Annotated in this window: 22 protein-coding genes; 12 read left to right on the forward strand and 10 right to left on the reverse strand. The window is 69.7% G+C overall.

Features of this window, described 5'->3' with window-relative positions; translation table 11 throughout:
- Positions 1–376: 376 nt before the first annotated feature.
- Together AC07FN_RS32555 and AC07FN_RS32560 are read right to left on the reverse strand one after the other, a co-directional pair.
- Positions 377–892 (reverse strand): putative immunity protein, encoded by a 516-nt coding sequence (locus tag AC07FN_RS32555; protein WP_478399069.1) that lies wholly within the window; start codon positions 890–892, stop codon positions 377–379.
- Entirely contained in the window at positions 889–1,482 is a 594-nt protein-coding gene (locus AC07FN_RS32560; protein ID WP_478399070.1) for a putative immunity protein, read from the reverse strand. The genes AC07FN_RS32555 and AC07FN_RS32560 overlap by 4 nt, the downstream gene beginning before the upstream one ends.
- 189 nt (positions 1,483–1,671) lie before the next feature.
- On the opposite strand from AC07FN_RS32560, the gene AC07FN_RS32565 reads away from it, so the two are divergent.
- The 5 genes from AC07FN_RS32565 to AC07FN_RS32585 all read left to right on the forward strand — a co-directional run bounded on the left by AC07FN_RS32565 (position 1,672) and on the right by AC07FN_RS32585 (position 5,445).
- Positions 1,672–1,893, forward strand: coding sequence for a hypothetical protein (locus AC07FN_RS32565; RefSeq protein ID WP_478399071.1), 222 nt, complete (start codon positions 1,672–1,674; stop codon positions 1,891–1,893).
- Positions 1,894–2,250: 357 nt separating this feature from the next.
- Positions 2,251–2,565, forward strand: a complete 315-nt coding sequence (locus AC07FN_RS32570) for a DUF485 domain-containing protein (RefSeq protein ID WP_478399072.1) — start codon at positions 2,251–2,253, stop codon at positions 2,563–2,565.
- A complete protein-coding gene (locus AC07FN_RS32575) occupies positions 2,562–4,112 on the forward strand; it encodes a solute symporter family protein (RefSeq protein WP_478399073.1) in 1,551 nt (516 codons plus the stop codon). Before AC07FN_RS32570 ends, AC07FN_RS32575 begins: the two co-directional genes overlap by 4 nt.
- A gap of 140 nt (positions 4,113–4,252) precedes the next feature.
- A complete protein-coding gene (locus AC07FN_RS32580) occupies positions 4,253–4,810 on the forward strand; it encodes a nuclear transport factor 2 family protein (RefSeq protein ID WP_478399074.1) in 558 nt (185 codons plus the stop codon).
- A gap of 17 nt (positions 4,811–4,827) precedes the next feature.
- Entirely contained in the window at positions 4,828–5,445 is a 618-nt protein-coding gene (locus AC07FN_RS32585) for a response regulator transcription factor (RefSeq protein WP_452616767.1), read from the forward strand.
- 171 nt (positions 5,446–5,616) lie between these two features.
- Here the strand turns inward: AC07FN_RS32585 and AC07FN_RS32590 are convergent, their stop codons facing one another.
- The 4 genes from AC07FN_RS32590 to AC07FN_RS32605 form a co-directional block, all read right to left on the reverse strand.
- Positions 5,617–6,876, reverse strand: coding sequence for an amidase (locus AC07FN_RS32590; protein WP_478399075.1), 1,260 nt, complete (start codon positions 6,874–6,876; stop codon positions 5,617–5,619).
- Positions 6,873–7,151, reverse strand: coding sequence for a hypothetical protein (locus AC07FN_RS32595; protein WP_478399076.1), 279 nt, complete (start codon positions 7,149–7,151; stop codon positions 6,873–6,875). Before AC07FN_RS32595 ends, AC07FN_RS32590 begins: the two co-directional genes overlap by 4 nt.
- Before the next feature lie 14 nt (positions 7,152–7,165).
- Positions 7,166–7,678: a flavin reductase gene (locus AC07FN_RS32600; protein WP_452616764.1), complete on the reverse strand. Its 513-nt coding sequence runs from the start codon at positions 7,676–7,678 to the stop codon at positions 7,166–7,168.
- 108 nt (positions 7,679–7,786) lie between these two features.
- Positions 7,787–9,301, reverse strand: coding sequence for a PAS domain-containing sensor histidine kinase (locus AC07FN_RS32605; protein WP_478399077.1), 1,515 nt, complete (start codon positions 9,299–9,301; stop codon positions 7,787–7,789).
- A 133-nt stretch (positions 9,302–9,434) separates the two neighbouring features.
- Between AC07FN_RS32605 and AC07FN_RS32610 the strand changes: the two genes are divergently transcribed.
- The 6 genes from AC07FN_RS32610 to AC07FN_RS32635 all read left to right on the forward strand — a co-directional run bounded on the left by AC07FN_RS32610 (position 9,435) and on the right by AC07FN_RS32635 (position 14,771).
- Positions 9,435–10,604, forward strand: coding sequence for an acyl-CoA dehydrogenase family protein (locus tag AC07FN_RS32610; protein ID WP_478399078.1), 1,170 nt, complete (start codon positions 9,435–9,437; stop codon positions 10,602–10,604).
- 258 nt (positions 10,605–10,862) lie between these two features.
- A complete protein-coding gene (locus AC07FN_RS32615; RefSeq protein WP_478399079.1) occupies positions 10,863–11,243 on the forward strand; it encodes a hypothetical protein in 381 nt (126 codons plus the stop codon).
- Positions 11,244–11,265: 22 nt separating this feature from the next.
- Positions 11,266–12,543, forward strand: a complete 1,278-nt coding sequence (locus tag AC07FN_RS32620) for an aromatic ring-hydroxylating oxygenase subunit alpha (protein ID WP_478399080.1) — start codon at positions 11,266–11,268, stop codon at positions 12,541–12,543.
- Positions 12,536–13,057, forward strand: a complete 522-nt coding sequence (locus AC07FN_RS32625) for an aromatic-ring-hydroxylating dioxygenase subunit beta (RefSeq protein ID WP_478399081.1) — start codon at positions 12,536–12,538, stop codon at positions 13,055–13,057. The genes AC07FN_RS32620 and AC07FN_RS32625 overlap by 8 nt, the downstream gene beginning before the upstream one ends.
- Positions 13,054–13,800 (forward strand): SDR family NAD(P)-dependent oxidoreductase, encoded by a 747-nt coding sequence (locus AC07FN_RS32630; protein WP_478399082.1) that lies wholly within the window; start codon positions 13,054–13,056, stop codon positions 13,798–13,800. Before AC07FN_RS32625 ends, AC07FN_RS32630 begins: the two co-directional genes overlap by 4 nt.
- Before the next feature lie 14 nt (positions 13,801–13,814).
- Complete coding sequence (locus tag AC07FN_RS32635; RefSeq protein WP_478399083.1) at positions 13,815–14,771, forward strand: PDR/VanB family oxidoreductase; 957 nt, start codon at positions 13,815–13,817, stop codon at positions 14,769–14,771.
- A gap of 197 nt (positions 14,772–14,968) precedes the next feature.
- Here the strand turns inward: AC07FN_RS32635 and AC07FN_RS32640 are convergent, their stop codons facing one another.
- Together AC07FN_RS32640 and AC07FN_RS32645 are read right to left on the reverse strand one after the other, a co-directional pair.
- Entirely contained in the window at positions 14,969–16,171 is a 1,203-nt protein-coding gene (locus AC07FN_RS32640) for a hypothetical protein (protein ID WP_478399084.1), read from the reverse strand.
- Between the two features lie 422 nt (positions 16,172–16,593).
- Complete coding sequence (locus tag AC07FN_RS32645; RefSeq protein ID WP_478399085.1) at positions 16,594–17,991, reverse strand: DUF1214 domain-containing protein; 1,398 nt, start codon at positions 17,989–17,991, stop codon at positions 16,594–16,596.
- A 220-nt stretch (positions 17,992–18,211) separates the two neighbouring features.
- Between AC07FN_RS32645 and AC07FN_RS32650 the strand changes: the two genes are divergently transcribed.
- Positions 18,212–18,928: a TetR/AcrR family transcriptional regulator gene (locus tag AC07FN_RS32650; protein ID WP_478399086.1), complete on the forward strand. Its 717-nt coding sequence runs from the start codon at positions 18,212–18,214 to the stop codon at positions 18,926–18,928.
- 318 nt (positions 18,929–19,246) lie between these two features.
- Here AC07FN_RS32650 and AC07FN_RS32655 read toward each other — a convergent pair whose 3' ends face one another.
- Positions 19,247–21,433: an MGH1-like glycoside hydrolase domain-containing protein gene (locus AC07FN_RS32655; RefSeq protein WP_478399087.1), complete on the reverse strand. Its 2,187-nt coding sequence runs from the start codon at positions 21,431–21,433 to the stop codon at positions 19,247–19,249.
- 324 nt (positions 21,434–21,757) lie between these two features.
- Entirely contained in the window at positions 21,758–22,318 is a 561-nt protein-coding gene (locus AC07FN_RS32660) for a hypothetical protein (RefSeq protein ID WP_478399088.1), read from the reverse strand.
- Between the last annotated feature and the right edge of the window lie 223 nt (positions 22,319–22,541).

Genomic DNA, 22,541 nt, shown 5'->3' on the forward strand with positions numbered 1-22,541 from the left:
GTCGAGCCCTGTTGACGTCCTGGACGGGGGAGGAGCCCAGGACGTACCGCGAGGATGGAACGTCACTTAGATCCTCGCTTGGGGGAAGCTAGACCTGTCGGGGGTAAATTGCACATTTGCGTTACCCACGACGGTGGTGGTATTGAGGCCGGCTTCGAGCTTCCGCCAAGTCCGTCAGGACGCAGAATCCATCCTCGCTCATCTTGACCGGGCGGTGCTCTCCGCGAACTGCGACGCCTGCTCGACGCCGAAGGTGTCGCCGAAGGAACTCGGCACCACGCTCACCGGTCGAGGCCTCCCGGTCGGTTCGCCTGGCCGCAACTGTCGCGCGGCAACTTCGACCGGGCCCGCAATCGGGGCCGTGCGAGGTTTTGCTTCAACAGTCGAACACCGACCAGCAGATGTCGTTGCGCAACCTCTGGTCATCGAGTACGAGCTCGCGGATCGACTCCGGGAGCTGATCGCGCTGCCACTGGCACTCGAGTCGCCCTGCGGCCTCGCTCAGGCCTTCTGGCGCCGCTGCACGGGCAGCTTTGATCGCGTAGGCGGCCGCGCCGAGCTCGTGCGCGGCGACGTGGGCGACGACCCCGGCCTGACCGGCGGCGTACGCGGCATGCCGTGCGGCCCCGCGCAGGTCTCTGGCTGCCCCCATCGCATGGCCGCCCGCCGCGCGAGCCTGCATCATCTTGACCTCGCCGCGCACCCAGGCCCGGGCGTGCTCGATCGCCTCGCGCGGTCGCGGGTCCCCAGGCCGGGCCGACTCGAAGAGGTCGAGGACGTGCTCTGCGCACGAGGCAGCCCATAGAGCGAGGAGATGGTGATCCGCATCGGTGAGAGTCCCGCCCCGGCGGATCGTCACGAAGCGAGGGTCCCGGACCTTCGGGAGGATCATGCCTTGCGCTCCTTCCTGCGCGCATCGGCGCGACTCCCAGCGGTGTGCCCTGGCGGCCGGTCAGCCGCCTGGCGCAGGGAACGATCCAGAGCGCTCATCAGCTGGGCGATGCGATTTCTGCCGATCGCCGCGGGCGGGTAGCGGCGGAGCACGTCGATGAGCGCCGGTGTCGCACGCTGCCGCGACTGTTCCAGCAGGGCATCCCCGATCGCGGGGTCACCGCCCGCCTCCAGCTCCCCGATGCGCGCAGCGCTCGCGGAGGCTCGCAGGATGTGGCCGATCTGACTGGCCTGGGCGATGGGGTGCAGGTATGCGGCCGATGCGGCGTCGCCGGCGGATCGCGCGGCCAGTCGCGCGGCTTCGGACGGTGCGGACCGGGCGGCTCGATGAGCGTCGAGGGAAGCGATGCGCTGCAATTTCGTCCTGTTCGCACCGTTGATGAACGCCCAGGCCGCGTCGATCGCCGCCCGGGGGCGCGGGTCGTCGGGAACGGCTTGCTCAAAGACCGGCAGGACGTCCTCTGCGTGCCGGACCACGTAACGCGCGACGACGCGCAGCTCGTCCATCGTCAGGTCGAAGTCCCCGGACACGGTGTGCGTGCTCTGTGCCATGCCCCTGAATCATATCCTTGAAAGCCCGGTGGAAACTCTGCGACGAATCCTCCACGAACATGCGCCGGAAACCCTCAACCGGAGATCACCTGATCCCGGCTTTCGCCGATGGGTGCCCTCGCTCGAAGTCAACCGAGGGCTCTGGTACGCGGTGGCGCGCACCAGCGGATGCCGGAACGACACGCGTCCTTCGGCGAAGTGCGCCAGGTGTGCGCGTTCGGCGGGCTCCAGGTCCGAAATGGACACTCCGAGTCGCCGGGCCGCGGCGAACACGACGGCCGGGTCGTCGGAGTCGTCGGCGGCGGCTATCGCGAGCAGCTTCTGCGTGGATGCGGGCAGGGCGGTGATCCGATGGGAGAAGGTCTGCTGATCCTGCCGATGTGCCCATGATCCGGTAACCAGCCGTGTTGCGGGCAATTCCAGTAGAGCCAACGCAACCCGTGCGTCGGAAGGGGAACGAGCGTGGGCAAACGGCTCGGCGGGCGAATGTTGATAAGCCGCATCCATCAATGACGCATTGGGGCAGGGCGCGGAAGCCGGTGCTGCGCGGACCGGCGGAGGAGTAGGGGATTTCTTCAGGGACCAGCGTGAATCCTTCACCTGCCAGGGGGCAAACGCGCATTGTTCGCCTTCGACCAGGTCCGTAGCGTTCCGATATCGAGCTGGCGGTGTGCGCGGTCACCCGCGCATCCGCAGCGGATCCGCGAAGGAGCTGCGCGACCGCGGTCGACCAGAAGGAGAGCGGCCATGCCGTTGGAGCACTCGCATTCCCCCGCACCAAGTTCGCCCGTCCCGGAACCGTCCATGGTGGACACCCTCGCCCGGCGCCGGATGCGACTGGTGGCCGTGTTGTCCGTGTTGATCTGCGTGGTGTTCTTCCCGCTGCCGGTGCTCGGTCAGTTCACCGGCGCGCTCGACGGCTTGACCGGCGGGGGACTGACCTGGGCCTGGATCTACGCCTTCGCGCAGTTCCCCGCCGCACTCGCCGTCGCCGCGTGGTACGCCGCGCGGGCACAGCGGCTCGACCAGGCCGTGGAGCTCGTCCGGGAGGGCCGGTCGTGAACATCTACACCGCCACGATCTTCACGGCCCTGGTCGTGCTCACCCTGGTCATCACCTACGTCGCGGCGCGGCGAAGCAAGTCGGCCGCCGACCACTTCGTCGCCGGCGGCCAGCTCACCGGCAGGCAGAACGGTGTGGCCATCGCGGGCGACTACATCTCGGCGGCGTCGTTCCTCGGGGTCACCGGGGCGATCGCGCTCACCGGGTTCAACGGCTTCTACCTCGCGGTGTTCGTCCCGGTCGCTTACGTGCTCGCACTGCTCCTGGTCGCCGAACCGCTGCGCAACCTGGGGCGTTTCACCTTGGCCGACGTGTTGGCCGCTCGCTTCGGCGGCAGGGACGTCCGGGCCGTCATGGCCACCAGCACGGTGGTGGTGAGCACCCTCTACCTCGTGTCGCAGTTCGTCGGAGCCGCCCTGCTCGTGCGGTTGCTGTTCGGCCTGGACTACACCGTCGCCGTGCTTCTCATCGGTGGCCTCACCACCGTGTACACGATGCTCGGCGGCATGCTCGCCACCAGCTGGATCCAGATCGTGAAGACCACCCTCATGATGGGCTGCGCCGTCGCGCTGTTCGTGCTCGTCCTGGTCCGCTACGGCGGCAATCCGCTGGGGGTCTTCCAGGACGCGCTGGACACCTTCGGCGCCGCGGCGGTCGCGCCGAACCGCAGTTCCGCCCTCGCCGGTTTCGACCAGCTGTCCCAGGTGTTCGGCCTGGTGTTCGGGGTGCTCGGGCTGCCGCACGTGATGATCCGGTTCCTCACCGTGCCGGATGCCCGCGCCGCGCGGTCGTCGGCGATCACGGCGATCTGGGTGTTCACCGTCTTCTACCTGATGATCCCGGTGATCGGCTACGGCGCCGCCAAGCTCGTCGGGCGGGACGAGATCACGGCGCAGAGCCCCGCGGGCAACCTGGCGGTGGCGCAGCTGGCCGAAACGTTGGGCGGTGGCCTCCTGCTGGCACTGGTCGCCGCTGTCTCCTTCGTGACCATCCTCGCCGTGCTGTCCGGCCTGGTGATCGCCACGTCCGGGGCGATCGCGCACGACCTCTACACCCAGGTGATCAAGCGGGGTGCGGTGAGCCCGCGCGGCCAGCTGACCTCGGCGCGCATCGCGACGCTCGCGACCTCCGCGACCGGTGTGGTCCTCGCTCTGGCGGCGGAGAAGCAGAACGTGGCGTTCCTCGCGTCGCTGGCGTTCGCCGTCGCCGCCAGCGCGAACCTGCCGGCGTTGTTGCTGACCATCTACTGGCGACGGATGACCGCCCGCGCGGTGCTGTCCGGCATGGTCGTCGGGCTCGTGGCGTCGGTCGCGATCATCTTGCTCAGCCCGGCCGTGCACGGGCCGTCCGCGCCCCTCGGGTTCAGCAATCCCGCACTGGTGACGGTTCCGCTGAGCCTGCTCGTCTCGGTCGTCGTGGCCCTGGCCGCGCCTGCCCGGGGTGAAACGGCGGCCCGCGACCGGGCCACGTTCGGCGCGCTGCGCACGAAGGCTCTGACCGGTCGCAGCCCTGCGGACCTTCCTGCGGCCACCGGGCAACCGACCTGAGGCGCGCATGGCCGAAGGGATAGCGGGGCCACGCAGCTTGCTGCGGCGGGGGTGGGAGTCCAGCGGCCGGCAACTCGGTTGCGAGGGAGTTCTCGCCGATACCGTCATCATCATGTGAACCGCAGGGAGTGGGGAGTTTCATGACCAGCGATGCCACTGTCGCCGCCTTGACGCGGCGGATCGAGGAACTGGAGGCCGAGTCGGAGATTCGCCGCCTCCAGGCCCGCTACATGTTCCTGTGCGACACGCCGAACCCGGAGTTCGGCGTGCGCGACGACGCGCACCGCATCGATCTGATCATGGAGCTCTACAGCGACGATGCGGTCTGGGAAGGCGTGGGCGAGTACTACGACGGCCAGTTCGGGCGGGCCGAGGGCGCCTCGGCGATCCGTGCGCACTTCGAGCGGTTCTGGAGCGAGGAGCGGGCCCCCGCGTTGGTGCTGAACGCCCACTACCTGACTTCGGAGCAGATCCACGTCGACGGGCACGAGGCGACCGGCCAGTGGATCCACGTGCAGCCGTGGCTGTTCTCCGACGGGAAGGCCCTGCTGCGGTCGAGCCGCCTGAACAACTCCTTCCGAAAGGTCTCCGGGACCTGGAAGATCACCCGTACGCGCACCGAGAACGTGTTCGTCGCGCCGCTGGCACCCGGCTGGGCGAGCGACTACCCGTCGACATCGGTGCTGATGAAACCGTAAGGGAGGCGGTGGCGGTCATGACAGCCTCGGACCCCGTGGTCCACATCGTCGACGACGACGAGGACCTGCGGCAGTCGCTGATCTTCCTGCTCGAAAGCGTGGGAATCCAGGCGCTGAGCTACCCGGACGCGAGCTCGTTCCTGGCCGAGTTCGACCCGGACGAATCGGCGGTGGTCATCGTCGACATCCGGATGCCCGGGGTCAGCGGCTTCGAGCTGCAGGAGCGGCTGCTGCAGCTGGGCTATCCGGCGCCCGTCATCTTCTGCTCGGCGCACGGCGACATCCCGATGTCGGTGCGGGCGATGTCGCAGGGCGCGGTCGATTTCCTGGAGAAGCCCTACCAGCCGCAGAAGATGCTGGAGATCGTGCAGAAACAGCTGCTGGAGGCGAAACGGCGGTTCGCCGATCACACCTGCCGTCGTGACGTCCTCCGGCGGCTGGACGTGCTGACGCAACGCGAACGAGAGGTGCTTCGGCTGGTCATCGACGGGTTGCCCAGCCAGCTCATCGCCCGCCGGCTGGGCACCAGCGTCAAGACCGTGGACGTCCACCGCGCCCGGATCAAGGCCAAGACCGAAGCGGACACGCTCGGCGCCCTGGTGCGGGACATCCTGCTGCACCAGATCACCGTCTGAGGCCTGTTTCCGGGCTCGTTTCGCGTGGCGGTGCGGGTGGCGGCCCTGCGGAAGTCACGGCCCTCGCCTGGACTCCGTCCTCCGCAATTTCCATTGAAATCGAAGGTTCGATTTCAATGGAAATTGCGGACCCCCCGATGCGCGGAGCCGGGGACTGGCCTCGCGGCCGACTCACGGGCGCAGGGCGGCTTCGACCCAGCAGCCGGTCGCGAGGAGCGCGGACTCGTTCCGCGCGGGCCCGACGAGCTGGAGGCCCAGGGGGAGCCGGGTCGCGCTGCGCAGCCCCGGCACCGCCACCACGGGCAGTCCGAATGCCTGCCAGGCCCGGCTGAGCACCGGGTCACCGGTGGCTGCGAGACCAGCGGGTGCCATCCCCGGGGCGGCCGGACCCAGCACCGCGTCGTACGAACCAAGCACGGCCGACACCTGGGCGCCCGCGTCGGCCACCGTCTGGAGTGCGGCCTGGTAGTCGCCGTCCCGGGTGGTCGCTCCGGTCTGGAGGAGCTGCGCCAGCGGTCGGCTCAGCCGAGATGCCTGCGCCAGTTCCGCGGCGCGTTCCCGGGCCGCCTCGTAAGCCATCACCACCGGGTGCGCGGCGGTCGCCTCGGCAACCAGCGCTTCCGCCGGGAAGGCGTCGACCACCGCACCCCGGGCGCGAAGCCGCCGCGCGGCGCCGGACAACGCGGCCGCCATCTCGGGACCGACCACGCCGAGTGGCTCGGCGGTCCACAGCAGCAGGCGCGGCGGGCGGCCGGGGAGCAGCCCGCCGTCCGGTTCACCGGTGAGCGCCGACCAGGCCAGCGCCAGATCGGACGCGGTCGCGGCGTACGCGCCGTGGCTGTCCAGGCTCGGGCTCAGCCCGGTGACCCCTTCCACGGGGAACCGGCCGCGGGTCATCACGAGGGAGGCGACACCGCAGTACGACGCCGGCCGGGTCACCGAGCCCGCGGTCTGGGATCCGAGCGCCAACGGCACCTGGCCGGACGCGACCGCGGCGGCGGACCCGCTCGACGAGCCGCCAGGGGTGTGACCGGGCGCGGCCGGGTTCCGGGTGGGACCGGGCGCGAAGAAGGCGAATTCGGTGGTGACGGTCTTGCCGATCGGCACCGCGCCGGCCCGGCGCCATTCGGCGACGATCGCCGCGTCGGCCTCGGCGGGCGGGGCTTGCGCGCGCAACTCCGAGCCGCACCGGGTCGGAAGTCCGGCGACGTCGATGATGTCCTTCACGCCGAGCGGCACGCCGCCGAGCGCACCTGCGGCGGAGGCGAGATCGGGTGCGGGGTCCGGCGTCACCCACGCGCGCAGATCGGACTCGGTCTCGGCGATGCGGGCACGGCTGCGAGCGAGCGCTTCGGCGGGGGTGGTCGTTCCGGCGGCGAGTTGACCGGCGAGCTCGCGCAGGGACCACGGCCGCCACACCGGGGTGCTCACGCCTCGGCCCAGGCCGCGTCGGCCACCCAGTAGTCCATGCCGCTCGCGCTGACGCCGTGGCGCCATTCCGAGGTCCGCCGCAACAACGGCTCGACCGCTGCGGTGACGGTGTCGGCCGCCTCCGGGCCGTCCGCGTGCACCTGCCAGTGGACCCAGTTCAGTTCGCGTCCCTCGGCGTCGTGGACGAACAGGTCGACGTGGCGCCAACCATAGCCGTGGGTGTCGTTGTAGCAGGTCAGCGTCATGGTGTCGCCGGCGGCTGACGGTCGGTTCACGGGTGGTCTCCTCCTCATGCGCTCAGCGGCGCGGCGTCCAGGCTGTGGAACCGGCGCTGGAAGTAGACCAACGCGCCGCTGTCCTGCTTGGTGCGGACCTTCTCGACCTCGACGAACAGCACCGAATGAGAGCCCAGGGTGCGTTCGGACACGATCCGGCCGATGACGGAGGCGATCGCGTTGCGGAGCACCGGAACGCCATCGACGTCGAGGTCCCACGGGCCGTCGGCGAACCGCTCTGCGGTGGGGACCTTGGTCGCGCCCGCGAAGTGCATCGCCAAGTCGTCCTGGTCGGCGCCGAGCACGTTGACGCAGATCCGGCCGTTGGCCACGAGGATGTCGTGCGAACGGCTGGACCGGTTGACGCAGACCAGCACGGTCGGCGGCGAGTCGGTGACCGAACAGGCGGCGCTGACGGTCATCCCGGCCCGGCCGCGCGGGCCGTCGGTCGTGATCACGTTCACCGCGGCGGACAGATTCGCCATCGCGGCGCGGAACTCGCGCTGGGTGCGGGTCGGCTCTGACACGATTCCTCCTGTGACGGACGCGGGCGGGAGGCTTGCTCTGCTCCGACGGTACGTCCGCGATCACGGGCGGAATATCGAGACTTCCACCGGCCGGCCTGAGGATTTCCCCTACGCCGGCGGGTGGTGTTCCCGGGCGAGCGGCAACGTGAAGCCGAAACGGGAGCCGCCCTCGTCGCGGCGCTGCGCCCAAATGGTCCCGTGCTGGCGCGTGATGATCCGGTAGCTGAGCGCAAGTCCGACGCCGCTGCCGTGTTCCTTGGACGTGAAGGATTCCTCGAAAGGGTCGTGCGGCAGGCCGCGGCCCTGATCGTCGACGGTGAGGACCCCGGCGTCGTCGTCGATGCGCGTCGTGATGGTGATCCGCCGCCGGTCGGGGTCGCAGGCGGCCATCTCGTCGATGGCGTTGAAGCAGAGGTTGAGCACGACCTGCCCGGTGAGCACGCGTTCGCACCGGACGGCCACCGGTTCCGGATGGCGGCGCACCGCCACCTGCACGCCCAGCGGGGCCGCGCGGAGCCGGACGAAGTGCAGGCACTGCTCGACCACGTCGTTGAGGTCGACGACCTGCTCGACGTGTTCGAGGTGACCGACGAAGGCGCGGACGGCATTGACGATCGTGCTGGCCCGTTCGATCTGCTTCTCCGCGCTGTCGAGCCCGAAAGCCAGCCGCGCAGCGGACTCGGACGGCAACTCGCCCGAGTTCCCCAGCGCCTGGCTGCGGGCCCGCACCCCGGCGAGGTAGTTGCCCGCCGCGGCGAGCGGCTGACCGAGTTCGTGGGCGATCGCCATCGCCATGTCGCCCATCGCGTTGTAGCGCGCCAGGTAGTTCTCCCGGTGCAGTTCGCGTTCCCGGCGAGCCTCCTCCTGCACGCGGTCGGAGACGTCGTGCAGGATCATCAGCAGGGCTTCGTCGTCGGTGTCCTTCAGGCGTTCCAGGCTTCCTTCCAGCCACACCGGCTCACCGGCGTCGCGGGGGATTTCGAGCCTGATCGCGGTCACCGGCTCCGCCCGCGCGGCCACCTCGTCCCAAGTGGACGCGCGGCCGTCCGACCACAGCCGGCCGTACTGCGTGAGCGGGCCGAGCGGCTCGGTCGGGCGCGCGCCGATGAGCGCGACCGCGGTGTCGGTGGCGAACCGGAGGGCGCCGGTGGCGTCGAGCATCAGCGCGATCGTCGAGGTGTGGTGCGCCAGCGCGTCGATGTAGGACGTCGTCAGCCGCAGTTCGCGCTCGATCTCCTGTTCCCGTTCGATGTCGCGGAACTGCACCATCACCGCGGGTCCTTGGGCCAGTTCGACCCGTACGGCGACCGCTTCGCTGGGAATCACCCGGCCCGACTTGGCGCGGTAGTGCCATTCGATGCGACTGGCGCCCTTGTCGACCGCTTCCTGCAGCCAGGCGCGTCCGAGCACCCGGTCGTACTGCTGCGCCGAGCTGCTCATGTCGTTGGCCTTGAGCGGGCGCAGCTCGGTGACGCTCCAGCCGAGCATCTCGCACGCGGCGGGGTTGGCCCACAAGATGTTCTTGGTGGCCGCGTCGTGGATGAGCACGCACATCCGGCTGGCGTTCAGCATCGCCACGAAGTCGTTCGCGGCGAGCTCGGGGGCGCGCGGGTCGACCTGCATGAGGCCAGCGTAGTTCGGTCCGAGGCCGGGGACTGCTGAAGAAATCCCCTAGACCGACGCCGGGCACTACCAATACCGCGAGCAAATCCCGCTTCCTACCGTCGGATGCAGGCCGGAACGATGAGGAGGACCAATGGTGCACACCCAGGAGGCGGCCCCAGGGGCGACACCCCGTTTCGCGGATGCCGCCGTCACCTTCGACGACGTTCTGGCAGAGCTCGCGCGGCGGCGGGCGGAGTTCCGCGAGCAGCGCTACGTGCCGAAGGACTTCGTCGATCGGCTCAAGCGGACCGGGCTCTACCGCGCCGCCACCCCGGCCAGGTTCGGCGGCGAGCCGCTGCCGCCGGCGGAGTTCCTGGACCGGATCGAGCGGATCTCCGTGGTCGACGGTTCCACCGGCTGGGTCGCCAGCTTCGGCTCCGCGCTGATCTACTTCGCCGCACTTCCGGTGGAAACGCAGGCGAAGATCTACCGGGACGGCCCGGACGTCGCCTTCGCCGGCGGGCTGTTCCCGATCCAGGCGGCCGAGCCCACCGACCGCGGGTTCCGGGTCGACGGACACTGGAAGTTCGCCAGCGGCTGCATGGGCGCCGACATCCTCGGCGTCGGCATCCCCGGCGACGAGTCCACCGCCGGCAAGCCGCGGACCGCGCTGCTGCGCCCGGACCAGGTCGAGATCGTCCAGAACTGGGACGTGGCCGGCATGCGCGGCACCGGCTCGTTCGACCTGGTCGTCCGCGACGTCGAGGTCCCCCGGGAATGGACGTTCATCCGCGGCGGAGAGCCCACAGTGGACGAGCCGCTCTACCGCTATCCGACGATCGCCTACGCCGCGCAGGTTCTGGCCGTGGTCGGCGCCGGTGTGGCGCGGGCTGCTCTCGACCACGCCGAGGAGGTCGGCAGCGGATACGCCGGCGTGACCGGCGCGCCGAAGCTGGCCGACCGGCCCTACTACCGCGCGGAGGTCGCCGCCGCCGAGGCCGCGCTCCGCTCGGCCCGGGCGTGGTTCTACGAGCTCAGCAACGAGGTCTGGGAGACCGTGGTCGCCGGCGATCCCGCCACCGACGAGCAGAACGCGCATCTCCGCCTCACCTCGGCGCATCTGGCCAGGACCGCGTCGGAGGTGGTCGGCAGGCTCGTCGAGATCTCCGGCACGGCACCGATCTACCGCGACCATCCGCTGCAGCTGTTGCTCGGCGACGCCTTGGTGCCCAAGCAGCACGCCTTCCTCGGGCCCGCGATGTACGACGCGGCCGGCGCCGTCCTCATGGGACTACCGCCCACGACGCCCGGTTTCCGCTGAAAAGTGATTTCTTCAATGGACTTGCGCGGCGGTGCGGGTAGCGGCCCCCCTGCGGGAATTACAGACGCCGTCTGGACTCCGGGATCCCCGACTTATGTATGACCAATACACGGCGCTGGGGCTGTCCTCGCCAAGAACCCCGACGGGGTGGGCGCTGTCTGAGAACCCGCGGCGGTGCGAGCTGAGTCCCACACCGCATGCGGCTGCCGCCGCATTTTGAACGGACCCTGAGCCGACCACCGACGACAGGAGACGAGCATGACCGCGCAGCCGCTTCGCGTGCTGTTCTGCATCGGCATCAACCAGAACTTCTTCGACCTGCCCTCCGGCGGCATCACCTCCGGTGATGTCTGGCAGGCGTTCGTGTCCATGATGGACCAGCTCAAGGCGCTGCCCGGGGTGAGCTTCATCGGCGACATCGACGACGACTCGCACCTGGTCGGCCCGTCCGACGGCTGGCCGTGGACCTGCTACATCCTCGCCGACGTCGACACCCAGGACACGGTCAAGGCCGCCTGCAACCTCTTCCGCACCACCCCGGTGGGCAGCAGCGAGTTCAAGCTCTGGCGGTTCGCCAAGATCGAGGCCCGCATCGGCCGTGCCCTCACCGTCCGCGACGACGTCGAGCTTCCCGACTGATCCCCGGAAAGGTTCCAGACCCATGACCGAGAACGTCTTCGACGTCGCGCCCGCCGACCTGGTCTCCGGCGATCGCGTCGCCGGCCGCCTCTACACCGACCCCCAGATCTTCGAGCAGGAGATGACCCGGATCTTCGAGCGCACCTGGGTCTGGGTCGCCCACGAAAGCGAGGTGCCGAAGCCGGGCAGCTTCAAGTCGACCTACGTCGGCCGCCAGCCGGTGATCGTGACCCGCGACCGCAAGGGCGACATCCACACGTTGCTCAACCGGTGCCGCCACCGCGGCGCGAGCCTGTGCGAGAAACCGAAGGGGCAGGCCAACGGCTTCACCTGCCCGTACCACGCCTGGTCCTACGGCCTGGACGGGAAGTTGCGCGGCATTCCCTATCCCGACGGCTACGAAGGCGTCGTGGACAAGACCGAGCTGTCGCTGAAGAAGCTGCGCACCGAGTCCTACGGCGGCATGGTGTTCGCGACCTTCGACGACGGCATCGAGCCGCTCGACGAGTTCCTCGGCGACGCCAGGCTGTGGATCGACCGGTTCATGAAGCAGGGCGGCGGTTACCCGATCAAGGTGCTCGGCAAGCACCAGTTCAGGTTCAAGGGCAACTGGAAGATCCAGCTGGAGAACACCACCGACGGCTACCACTTCCCGATCGTGCACCGGTCGTGGATGGCGTCGGTGGATGCCGAGACCGCCGACATGATGTCGTTCATGACCGACCCCGAGGCCATCACCCACGACCTCGGCCAGGGCCACAGTGTGATGCAGATGGTGCCCGAGCACTCCGATCTCGACGCGGACGACGGCAGCGAGCCGCTGCAGGCCCGGTTCGGCCACCTCGTCGAGGAGCTGTCGAAGACCCTCGACGCCGCTCAGGTGCGCAAGCTGATCCGCGCCATGCACGGCACCGGCTTCAACCTGAACCTCTTCCCGAACGTGTCGATGTCGGCGGCGTTCTTCCGCGTGCTGCGCCCGGTCGCGGTGGACGAGACGGTGATCGAGCACATCGCCATCGGCCCGGACGGACCGCCCGAAGTGGACATCGTCAACCGGGAAAGGCTGCGCATCCACGAGCACTTCCAGGGCCCGTTCGGCTTCGGCACCCCGGACGACGCCGAGGGCTGGGACCGCGTCCAGCGCGGCGCGCAGGGCGCCCCCGAGATGCCGATCATGGTCAATCGCGGCCTCTCCCGGGAGAAACCGAGCCCGGAAGGCTGGCCCACCTCCCACGTCACCGATGAGACCGGCATGCGCGCGGCCTACGACCAGTGGAAGCAGATGATGAGCGATGACTGACGCGACGCCCACGCTCGCCCTGATCCCGACGACCGATCCGCGGGTGGCCCGGGCGATCGACCTGGTTTGGCGCGAGGCCGACCTGCTCGACCGCGAGGAGTACCAGGACTGGAACGAACTGTTCGCCGAGGACGGGATTTACGTCATCCCGATCGAGCCGGACACCGAGGACTTCGCCAGCACGCTCAACATGGTCTACGACGACGCCCGGATGCGGCAGATGCGCGTGACCCGGATGACCGAGGGCTACGCGATCGCGGCCGTGGACGCCGCTCGCACGGTGCGCACGGTGTCGCGGTTCGTGCCGGAATCGGTCTCCGACGAGGAAGTCGTGCTGCGCTCGGCGCAAGTGCTCGTCGCCTACAAGCGCGGTGATCACGACATCTGGGCCGCCGACCTGGAGCACCGGATCCGCCTCTCGACCGACGGCCCGGCGGCCGACCGGATCGCGCTGAAGGTGGTGCGGCTCGTGGACAGCGAAGCTGCCGTTCCCGCTACGGGATTCCTGCTGTGACCGCCGGGCAGCTCGCGGTCGTCACCGGTGGTGGCAACGGGCTCGGCGCGGCCATCGTGCGCCGGCTGCACGCGAACGGCTACCGCATCGCGATCGCCGACCTCGAGGGCTCCGCCGCGGCGATCCTCGCGGAAGAACTCGACGGCTCGGGCACCACGGCGAGGGGGTACGCGGTCGACGTGAGCGAACGAGCGGCCCTGGAACGGCTGCTCGCGGACGTGCTGGCCGATTTCGGCGCGGTGCACGTCCTGGTCAACAACGCGGCCCGGACCCAGGCCAAGCCGCTGCTGGAGATCACGCCCGCCGACCTCGACTCCGTCATGGCGGTGAACTTCTCGGGCACGTTCCACGCCTGCCAGGTCTTCGGCTCCCACTTGGCGGAACGGGGCTACGGCCGAATCGTGAACATGGCCTCGCTGGCCGCGCAGAACGGCGGCACCGCGACCGGCGGCCACTACGCCTCGTCCAAGGGCGCGATCCTGTCCGCGACGAAGGCATTCGCCCGCGAGCTCGCCCCGCGCGGAGTCACGGTCAACGCGGTCTCGCCCGGGCCGCAGGACACGCCGATGGTGCACTCGATCGTCGGCGAGGACAACCTCGAGAACTACCTCACGAACATTCCGGTCGGCCGGCTCGGCGACCCGGCCTTCATCGCCGAGATGGTCGCCCTGCTCGCCTCTCCGGGCGCCGCCACCGTCACAGGCGCTTGCTGGGACGCCAACGGCGGCCTCTACCTGCGCTGACGACGGGAGCGACGATGACGAACATCCTGGTCCGGGTCGCGGAGATCACCGAGGAGACCGCCGAAATCCGCACGCTGCGACTGGTCCGAGACGACGGCGAGCCGCTGGGGCCGTACGAGGCCGGCGCGCACATCGACGTCGCGGGCCCGACCGGATTGGTCCGGCAGTATTCGCTCTGCGGCCCGCCCAGCGAAGTGTCGTCGCTGCTCATCGCGGTCAAACGCGAGCCGGAGTCCCGGGGCGGTTCGGAGGCGCTGCACACCGTGTCCGCGGGGGACCACCTCAAGATCGGTGAACCGCGGAACCTCCTGACCGTGGCCGGCGACGCGGACAGGCACGTCCTCGTCGCCGGCGGCATCGGCATCACGCCGCTGCTGAGCATGGCCTACGAACTGGCGGGCCGGTCCGCCGACTTCGAGCTGCACTACTTCGCCCGTTCCCCGGACGAGGCCGCCTTCGTCGAACTCCTGGAGAACCGGGTGGAGTTCCGCGACCGGGTACGCCTCCACTTCGGACTACCTCGCGCCGACCACCCCGCCCCGCTCGCCGCGGTGGTCCCCGGGCTGACACCCGCCAGCCACGTCTACACCTGCGGACCGCAGGGTTTCATGGACCAGGTCACGGCGATCTTCGCCCCGGCCATCGGCGAGCACAACGTTCACATCGAGCACTTCACGGCCAACGAGATCGACACCAGCGACGACCTGCCCTTCACCGTCGAACTCGACACCGGCGAGGTCTTCGGGATTCCCGCGGGAAAGTCGATCCTCTCCGTCCTCACCGAAAACGGGATCGACGTCGCGAAATCGTGCGAGGAAGGAATTTGCGGCTCTTGCGTCTCCGGAGTCCTGGAGGGTGCGCCTGATCACCGCGACCAGTGCCTCTCGGCGTCCGACAAGGCCGCAGGCACGGAGATCGCGTTGTGCGTCTCCCGAGCCCTGAGCGACAAGCTCGTGATCGAGCTGTACTGAGGGCAGCAGGCACTGAATCCGGAGTGACCGCGTTCCTCCGGCGGGTCACCAGGTCAGTCCCACATGCCTCCGACCCGCGCTGATACTCACAGATCGATTGCAGGCTCATCGCGCGTGACCGCCCACTCCAGCAGGCCGCGGTCCCGCAGTGGACCTGCTGGGCAGTCGCAGGCGCACGCGCTGCCGCAGCACCACCATCAGGCGCGGAGGAGTTCGGCGAGACGTTCGCCGATGGTGGAGATGCTGGGGGTCGGTTCGCGATCGAAGAAGGCTTTCTTGCGGCGGCGGAGCAGTTCCTCCCCGTCACGCTCCCAGGAGAAGCCGGGTTTGCGCAGCAAGGTGCGGAAGACCTGGTCGGCGCCGTCGGGATGGCGGTGCACGAGCCGGCGGATCGCCAGTGGTGAGACCGAGCCGTCGTTCAGGTACTCACGTAGCTGGGTGAGGTAGGTGCGGTCGCGGGCCAGCCCGGGGTTGGCGAACAACGCGTCCAGGCGGCCGAAATCGCGGTAGTAGTTGAGTCCTTCGACCTCGTCGTAGATCAGTGCGATGCTGTCGGCCGCGAGCAGTTCCTCGGGCAAGAGCGCCAGCTGCTCGGGTGCTGGACCGGTTTTCGCCGCTGGCTTGGGGGTTCTGGCGCCGAGGTTGGTCATCGCCCGCTGCCGTTGGCGGCGGTAGTGCTCGCGCAACGCCTTCTGGGCCTCGTCTGGTGGCAGCACGATCATGTCGGCGCCGACCTGGTCGATGAAGTCCGCGCGGTGTTCGGCCTGGGTCTTCCAGGCCTTCCGGAGCATGGCCGGGTTGCGGTGGAGCAGTTCCGGATGGGTGGTGAGCTGTCCGGCGGCGGCCTGGGCGATCTGCCGCCGCGCCGACTTGGGGAAGGTGGAGAAGCTCCCGGTCACCAGCCAGGCGTCGGTCGCGGGGTGCAGCGGCACGACCCGTCCGACGACGAACATGTCCGCACGGAGCTTGCCGAATACCTTTGGTCCCATGTTCGAGTAGACGCGGTAGACCACATCGTCGAGGAGGTTGTGCAGGAGGATGGCGTCCCCGTCGAACCGGCGAACCTCGAAACACGCCTCGACGACGTCGCGCCACCCGAGCAGCATCTCCCGCTCGGCATCCGCCAGCGGCGGCCGCCGCTGCGCGACGAACCGCTCAAGCACAGTACGTCCGTCGGACAAGCGGTGCTGCAACGCGAAGCTGTCGATGGCGAGGATCGCCCTGCTCTCGTCGAGATAGCCGTATCGGTCGGCCGTCTCGGACAGCACCGCCTTCAAACGCCGCGCAAAGCGAGGGCCTTGGGCAAAAGCCACGAGCTCGCCCTTGAGATCCCCAGCGCGAGCAAGCAGATCGTCGATCGAGAAGTCGCTATCGGTGGAAGACGTCGTCTGTGAGGTCATCGCGGTAACCCTATCGACCTGTAGCTGGACACGGCGCGACCGCTCTACGGTGTGCTGTGTGGACGACGATCTCCAGTCGGCCGGACCGGTGGTGGCGCGTCACCGGAGACCGCACGGCCGGGTGCTCTCGGCGGCATGCGCGTGGGGGGTGCCGGGCCGTTTACCCCCGGTGGCCGGTGTGCGGCCGTGGCGCATGCGCGAGGACCCCAGGAAGACGATGGTCATGGTGAGTTCAACGCTGCGGGAGCCGAACTCTGCGGCGATCTCCTGGAGCCCCGGGCTGATCAGGTTGAACTCGAAGGAGGAGGGTTCGGTGACGAACAGCAGGACAACGACGATGCGCAGATAGCGGCCATTGCCCCGCCAGGCCGAGCCCGTGCGCAGGCCCTGGGGCCGGGAAAACCGTTCACAGTGCCCTCTTCTCAGGAAGTGACCCGCTCCGCGTCGCGCAGCGGCCAGCTCCCGTCGTAGAACTCGCGGGTGGGGGAGAAGAAGCGGAGCAGCAGGCAGAACGTGCGGCCTGGCTCGGTCTTGATCCAGTTGCGGTCCGGGACGTCGGAAGGCAGCTCCGGGGCGAAGTGCAGCAGGTGGGAGCCGTCGGGGTCGGGGACCGGTCCGGTGGCGGGACGGAGCCCGGAGAGGGTGGCGCGGGTCTGGTCGGTGCAGATCAGGCTGAAGTTGTCGGCGTCGTAGACGGTCACCGACCAGTAGCCGAGGACCGGTGGGGCGGGCGGGATGCGGAGCCGGTGGTGTCGCGAGCCGTCGAGGGGGTGGCCTTCGGCGTCGTGGAAGCTGGTGAGGTAGGCGGCGCCGGTGCCGATGGCGAGGCCCCGGTCCGGGTCGAAGAGGAACCGCTGAGTGGTGAAGCCGTAGTGGAACAGGGCGGCGCGCTCGTCGAGCTGAGTGCCGGGGCCGAGGTCCTGGTGGTGGTGGGTTAGGCCGCCGGGCCGGCTCCAGTGTGTGTCCGGGTACCAGGTGACGCGCGGCTTGCGCGGGTTTCGGACGAGAGCGCCGACTAGAGTGCGGCCGGTGGCGGCGGCCCGGTCGAGGCAGGCGTGCATGCGTGCGTCGGGGGCGAAGGGGCCGGGCGGGGTGAGGCCGAGGGTGGCGGCCATCCCCCACATCATGCGGTCACGCTCCTCGGGCTGCTCGCGGGCGAGGCGACGAGCCAGCAGGTCGAAGTAGGCGAGGCCGCCCGGGGTGATGCCGTCGAAATCGCGGTGGCCCATGAGGTGGACGCGCTGGGGCCGCTCGTCCGAGTCGGCCGCTGGGTAGGGGCGCAGGCGGGTGCCTTGCAGGCGGTCGAGGGCGCAGCTCAGGTCGCCGTCCGGGCAGGGCATGGATCGCAGCAGGAGCAGCCCGTTGCGAGTGGCCGGACGCAGTACCTGCACGTCGTCAGGCACGTCCTCGGGGCAGGGCGTACCGGGCGGGAGGAGCAGGTGGCGGGTTGGGTGCGGGGCTGGGGTGAGGGCGAGGTCGGCTACGGGCCGCTGCCAGGCGTCGACCAGCACCCCGAACAGCTGGTGCGGCGGGATCTCGACGAGCAAGGGGCCGCATTCACCCAGGTCGTAATAGGCGAAGGCGTAGACGACGTCGTCGTTGCCAGTGGCCAAGCGCTGGTTGACCTGGAGCCGGCGGTCGAAGACGAACAGCTCCAGCGGGCCAACGCCGACCGCCCGCGCCCCTTCCTCGATGGCGGCGAGGCCGACCAGGGGCTGAGCCCAGATGTAGGTCTGCACGGCGCGCTGGTAGTCGAGTTCGTCGTAGAGGGCCTGGAGATCGGCGTTCGAGGCGGTGGCGGGCGGGGGCGGTGCGGGCATGCGGGCGCTCCTTTCGCCGGACGCGGTGCGGCGTGAAGGCGGGAAGACGTACGGGGAGCCGGGCGGGCGGCGGTCCCGGCTTGGGCGATGGGTGAGCGGGGTACGTGCGCTCTGGCGAACAGCGGATCCAGCTGTGTCGTACCGCGCCCTCAGAAAACTGTGGCCAGTGGCCACAGATAGGCTATGGCCACTGGCCACAGTCGTCAAGAGTGAGGAAAGCATGGTTCGACCGGACGCTCCGACGCCAGCAACCAAGGCAGCCCCCACCGCCCCGGCGGATGCGTCGGAGCGGCCGCTCGGACGGCAGCAGGTGATCGAAGCCGTAGTCGACACAGCCGCCAGGCTCTTCGCCGAGCGAGGTCCCGCAGCGGTGTCTTTGCGCGAGATCGCACGCGAAGCCGGTGTGACCTACAGCCTCGTGAACCGGCACTTCGGCACCCGCGACGTACTCCTCGGCGCAGTGTTGGGGCGGTTCGCGGAGGAGGGTGCCGCGGTGGTTCAAGCGGCCGGCACCTTCGACGAGGCACTGGACGCATTGGTCGACCGCACGGATTGGCAGCAAAACCACTACGTGCGCGTTCTCGCCTGGATGCTCCTCCTCGGGTACGAACCCCGCAGCGTCCAGTCGGCGTTCCCGACGCTCGAACGCCTTCGTGATCTCCGGATCCAGGCAGCGTGTCCGCCTGGGGGGCCCGGTGGATCTCCTCCTGCTTCCGCTGTGGAGGATCAAGTCGCGGAGCGTGATGTCGCCGCGGCGATGGCCTTCCGTTACGGCTGGCGGCTGTTCGGCCCTTTCCTGGCCGAGGCGCTCGGGCTGACTACGAGTGGCGGAGCCGAGGATCTCGATCGATACATGCGCGGCAAGGTGCGCGCGCTTGTCGACGGCACCGACGCGGCACCTCAGGCCGGCTCTAGTTCCGGTTCAGGGACGTGCTGAGCCGGGAGAATGCCGGTCGCGCACACCGCCTCGCCTTGCGGCCGAAGGAATCATCTTGACGCCCGCCACGCCCAGCGATGGGACCTGTGAGGCGCATCGACGGCCGAGGCGGAGTGAACGGTCCGGATGTCGGAGATCGCCGGCGCGGATGGGGCTGCCCACGCCTTCTCCACGGCCGTGCCACTTCGCACGCCTCGAACTCGTCGTCGGGGACCTCGGCGCTTCCGCGGAATCCGGGTGACGTCGTCCACATTGGACACCATGTGGCTCGTGCAGCAGCTGGACGAAGTCCGGCTGATCCCCGGTGGGCCGGGGCGGCTACCGCAGCGTCGACTTCGCCAGCACCAGCAGCACCGACGCCGACCAGCTGAAGTTGCTGGAGTTCAGCCGGGCGCCGTTGAGCGGGTCGTAGTTCTCCCCGATCGGCGCGTTGCCGAGGAGCCCGTCGGCCCGCCGGACCAGCGCGGTCGCGGCCCGCGTCGCATCCGGCCGGTAGCCGTAGTCGGTCAGCCCGCTGATGGCGAAGTACGTCTGGTCCAGCCAGTTCGGTCCGCGCCAGTAGGCGGTCTGGTCGAACCCGGGCGCCGACACCGAGACCGTCGGGAACGGCAGGTAGGTGCCGAACGCGTGCGGGTCGAACAGCGCCCGCCGCACGCCGGCCGCCTGCGGCGGTGACGCCACGCCCGCCCACAGCGGTATCGCCCCCTCGATGCCCATGCCGCGCTCCACCAGTGGCCGCTTCGTTGCGACGTCCACGTCGTAGTAGTAGCCGCTGGCCGGGTCGAAGGTGTGCTCGCGCAGCCAGGCCGCGACGCGTTCGGACTGCGCGCCGAACTGCAGCGCGTCCGCCGGCCTGCCCAGCGCGGCCGCGATCCGGGCCAGGTACCGCTTGTCGGCGGCGAGGTAGGCGTTGAGGTCGACGGACTCCTGGTCCAACGAGTACCCGATCACCCGGCCGGCCGGATCGGTGTTGGCCAGCACCCCGGAGCGGTCGAACCGGGGCGCGTTGTCCATCCCGCTCTCCCACGCCGCGGCCTGCCGGATGTCGGCGGGCGTGGCGTTCTGCGGGTCTGAAGTGGCCCCGTACTCGGCGAGGCCGTTGTGGTCGTGATCGCGGGTGCGATACCACCAGTCGTGGAAGGCCACGAGCTTCGGGTACATGTCGGCCAGGAAGCGCAGGTCGCCGTTGCGCTGGAACACCTCCCAGACGGCCCACCCCGCCAGCGGCGGTTTGCTGTTGCGCTCGTTCCAGTTCCCGCCGCCCTGCGCGGGATCGTTGTAGAAGACGCAGTCCGGGACCATGCCGGCGTCCTGCGGGCGCGCCGAGTCCGCGGTGAGCTGGTGGTCGAAGGCCGATCGGATGGTGGACACGGCCAGCGCAGGGTCGAACTGGGCAACCCCGACCGCCGTCTTCCACGAGTCCCAGGCCCAGAAACCACCGGCGAACCACTTGTAGGTCAGCGACGGCGTGATCCCGTCCGAGACCAGTTTCCCCGCCGGGCTGCGCCAGTTGGTGACGAGCGTTTGCACGCTCTTCACCGCCAGCCCGGCGTGCTCGGCGGGCACCCCGGCCAGCGCCGAGCCGAGGTAGCGCTGCCAGCGCTGCCGGGTCTCATCGGCGGCCCGGTGCGGCTGGTGCAGCGCCCGGTCGACCATCGGCTCCTGGGCGGTCCGCTCCGCGGCGGTGAAGGTGTAGGTCTCGGTCCAGGCCAGGTCGCGGATGCCGCCGGCGGGCAGGGACAGCGGGGTGCGCAGCTCGGTCGTGTAGGAGCTGCCGGTGACGGTGGTGGTCACCGGCTCGGCGTGGCGCACCTCGAATCGTTCCTCGCCGCCGGTCAGGAAGTTCCAGGTGTCCCGGACCCGGGCGAAGTCGACCGCGACCCCGCTGCCGGTCGCGGCCAGCGCGAGCGCGTCGCGCACCGTGGCCCTGGCGGGGGTGAGCAGGCTGCCGTCCCAACCGACCTCCAGCCGGCGCGGGCGGTCGCTCCCGATCCGGGCTTGCACCAGCGCGGTGCGGTTGCCGGTGAACTGCAGCCGGAGCGTCAGGTGCACGCCGTCGACGGCGTAGCTCTGCTCCAACGCGCCGGGGTAGGACACCAGCCGGGGGTGCGGGTCGGCGCCGAGGTCGACTGGCCGGCCAGTGTCTGCGTCGCGCAGCCGGATGCGGGTGAACTCGCTGCTCAGGTACCAGGGGTATTCCTGGGCGAGGTACAGCGGACCGGTGAACCCGCCGGCGAGTCGGCGGTCGCCCGGGATGGGCAGGCCGTAGCCGTGCCAGGCACCGGCGTCGGAGAAGGCGTTCAGCGGGTTGAACTCGGGTGGCTCGGCGCTGGTGGGGGTGCCGTGCAGGTCCAGCACGTCCGGCCAGGCGCTCGGTTCGGCCGAGGGCGGAGACGGCGGCCCGCCCCGGTCGGCCGCGGTTGACGTAGCGACGTCGACGGGCACCAGTCCGGTGCCGAGCAGCACCGCACCGGCCAGGCAGGCCAATCTCCGGACGACGCTCATATCCGCCCCTCTCCCGTCCCGGTGCCTGGTCGGTCGACCGCACCATCCGTCCGCAGTGGACTGTCTGCTTCCGTCCGCAGTGGACGGCGTAGCACCGCCGCGCCCCGCGCGGGCAGCTGGATCCCGGTTCCTGACGGCCGCCCGGTCAGCAGGTCCACCGCTGCCGGGGACAGCTGTCGACCGTCACCGGCTCGGCGTTGTGGTTGAGCAGGGACAGGTATTCGGCGCCGAACGCCGAGCAGGGGTGTCCAGGCCGCGGGAGTTCAGCCGCAGCCGACGTACAGGCGGTTCCGCTGCCCCGGTGGTTTCGGGTGACCGAACCGATCACCCACCTTCGCCCACGTCAGGTTGTTCAGTCAATCCACCGGTGGCAGGTGCAAGCCAGCCAAGCAACCGGTTGACCACGCCGCCGTCGGTGGTCAGCAGGACGCGGAACACCACGGCGTAGGCGACCAGCGTGGTCACCGCGGGCAGGAAGAACACCACCAGTGCCTGCGATCCCTCCGCGGCCACGTCCCAGGACCACACGGTGACGTTCCCGGAGACCGAGTCGGGTGCGTCGACAACGCCGACGAGCTGTTGTCCGTTGCTGGCCAGTGGGGCCGTGTCGGCACCGCCGACCAGGCTCAGAACCGCCAGCAGCGCGACTGCAGAGGATGCGGCGAGGCCGGAAACCCGCGCACGGAGTTCGAACGAGGTCCGGGCGCAAGCGCACAAATTCTTGCAAGATTCCGCGATCAATCGCGTCCAAGCGCCGGATACTTGCACGAGGCGCGTCGGCCGCACCCGATCGCCGACGTTTGCCGTACCGGCCACGGGGAATGAAAAAGGTGGACGGATGCTCCAGCATCCGATCGTTGCACCGTGTCCGGAGGCGGATGTCATGACGCAGGGAAAGCAGACACCACGGGAACATTCCTCCGAACCGGCGGAGGGACCGCAGCAATCAGGCAGCAGGAAACCGGCTCCTGGTGAGCAGGGGACGAAGGCTTCCACGGCGGAGGCCGAACTGCGGCGCCACGCCGATACCGCAGCAGAAGGCGAATGACCATTGCGCGGGTCTGCGCAGCGCCGGCGCAGTGCTACATCCTGGTCAGCGGACGGGTTC

This window comes from Saccharopolyspora sp. NPDC045941, assembly GCF_056431445.1.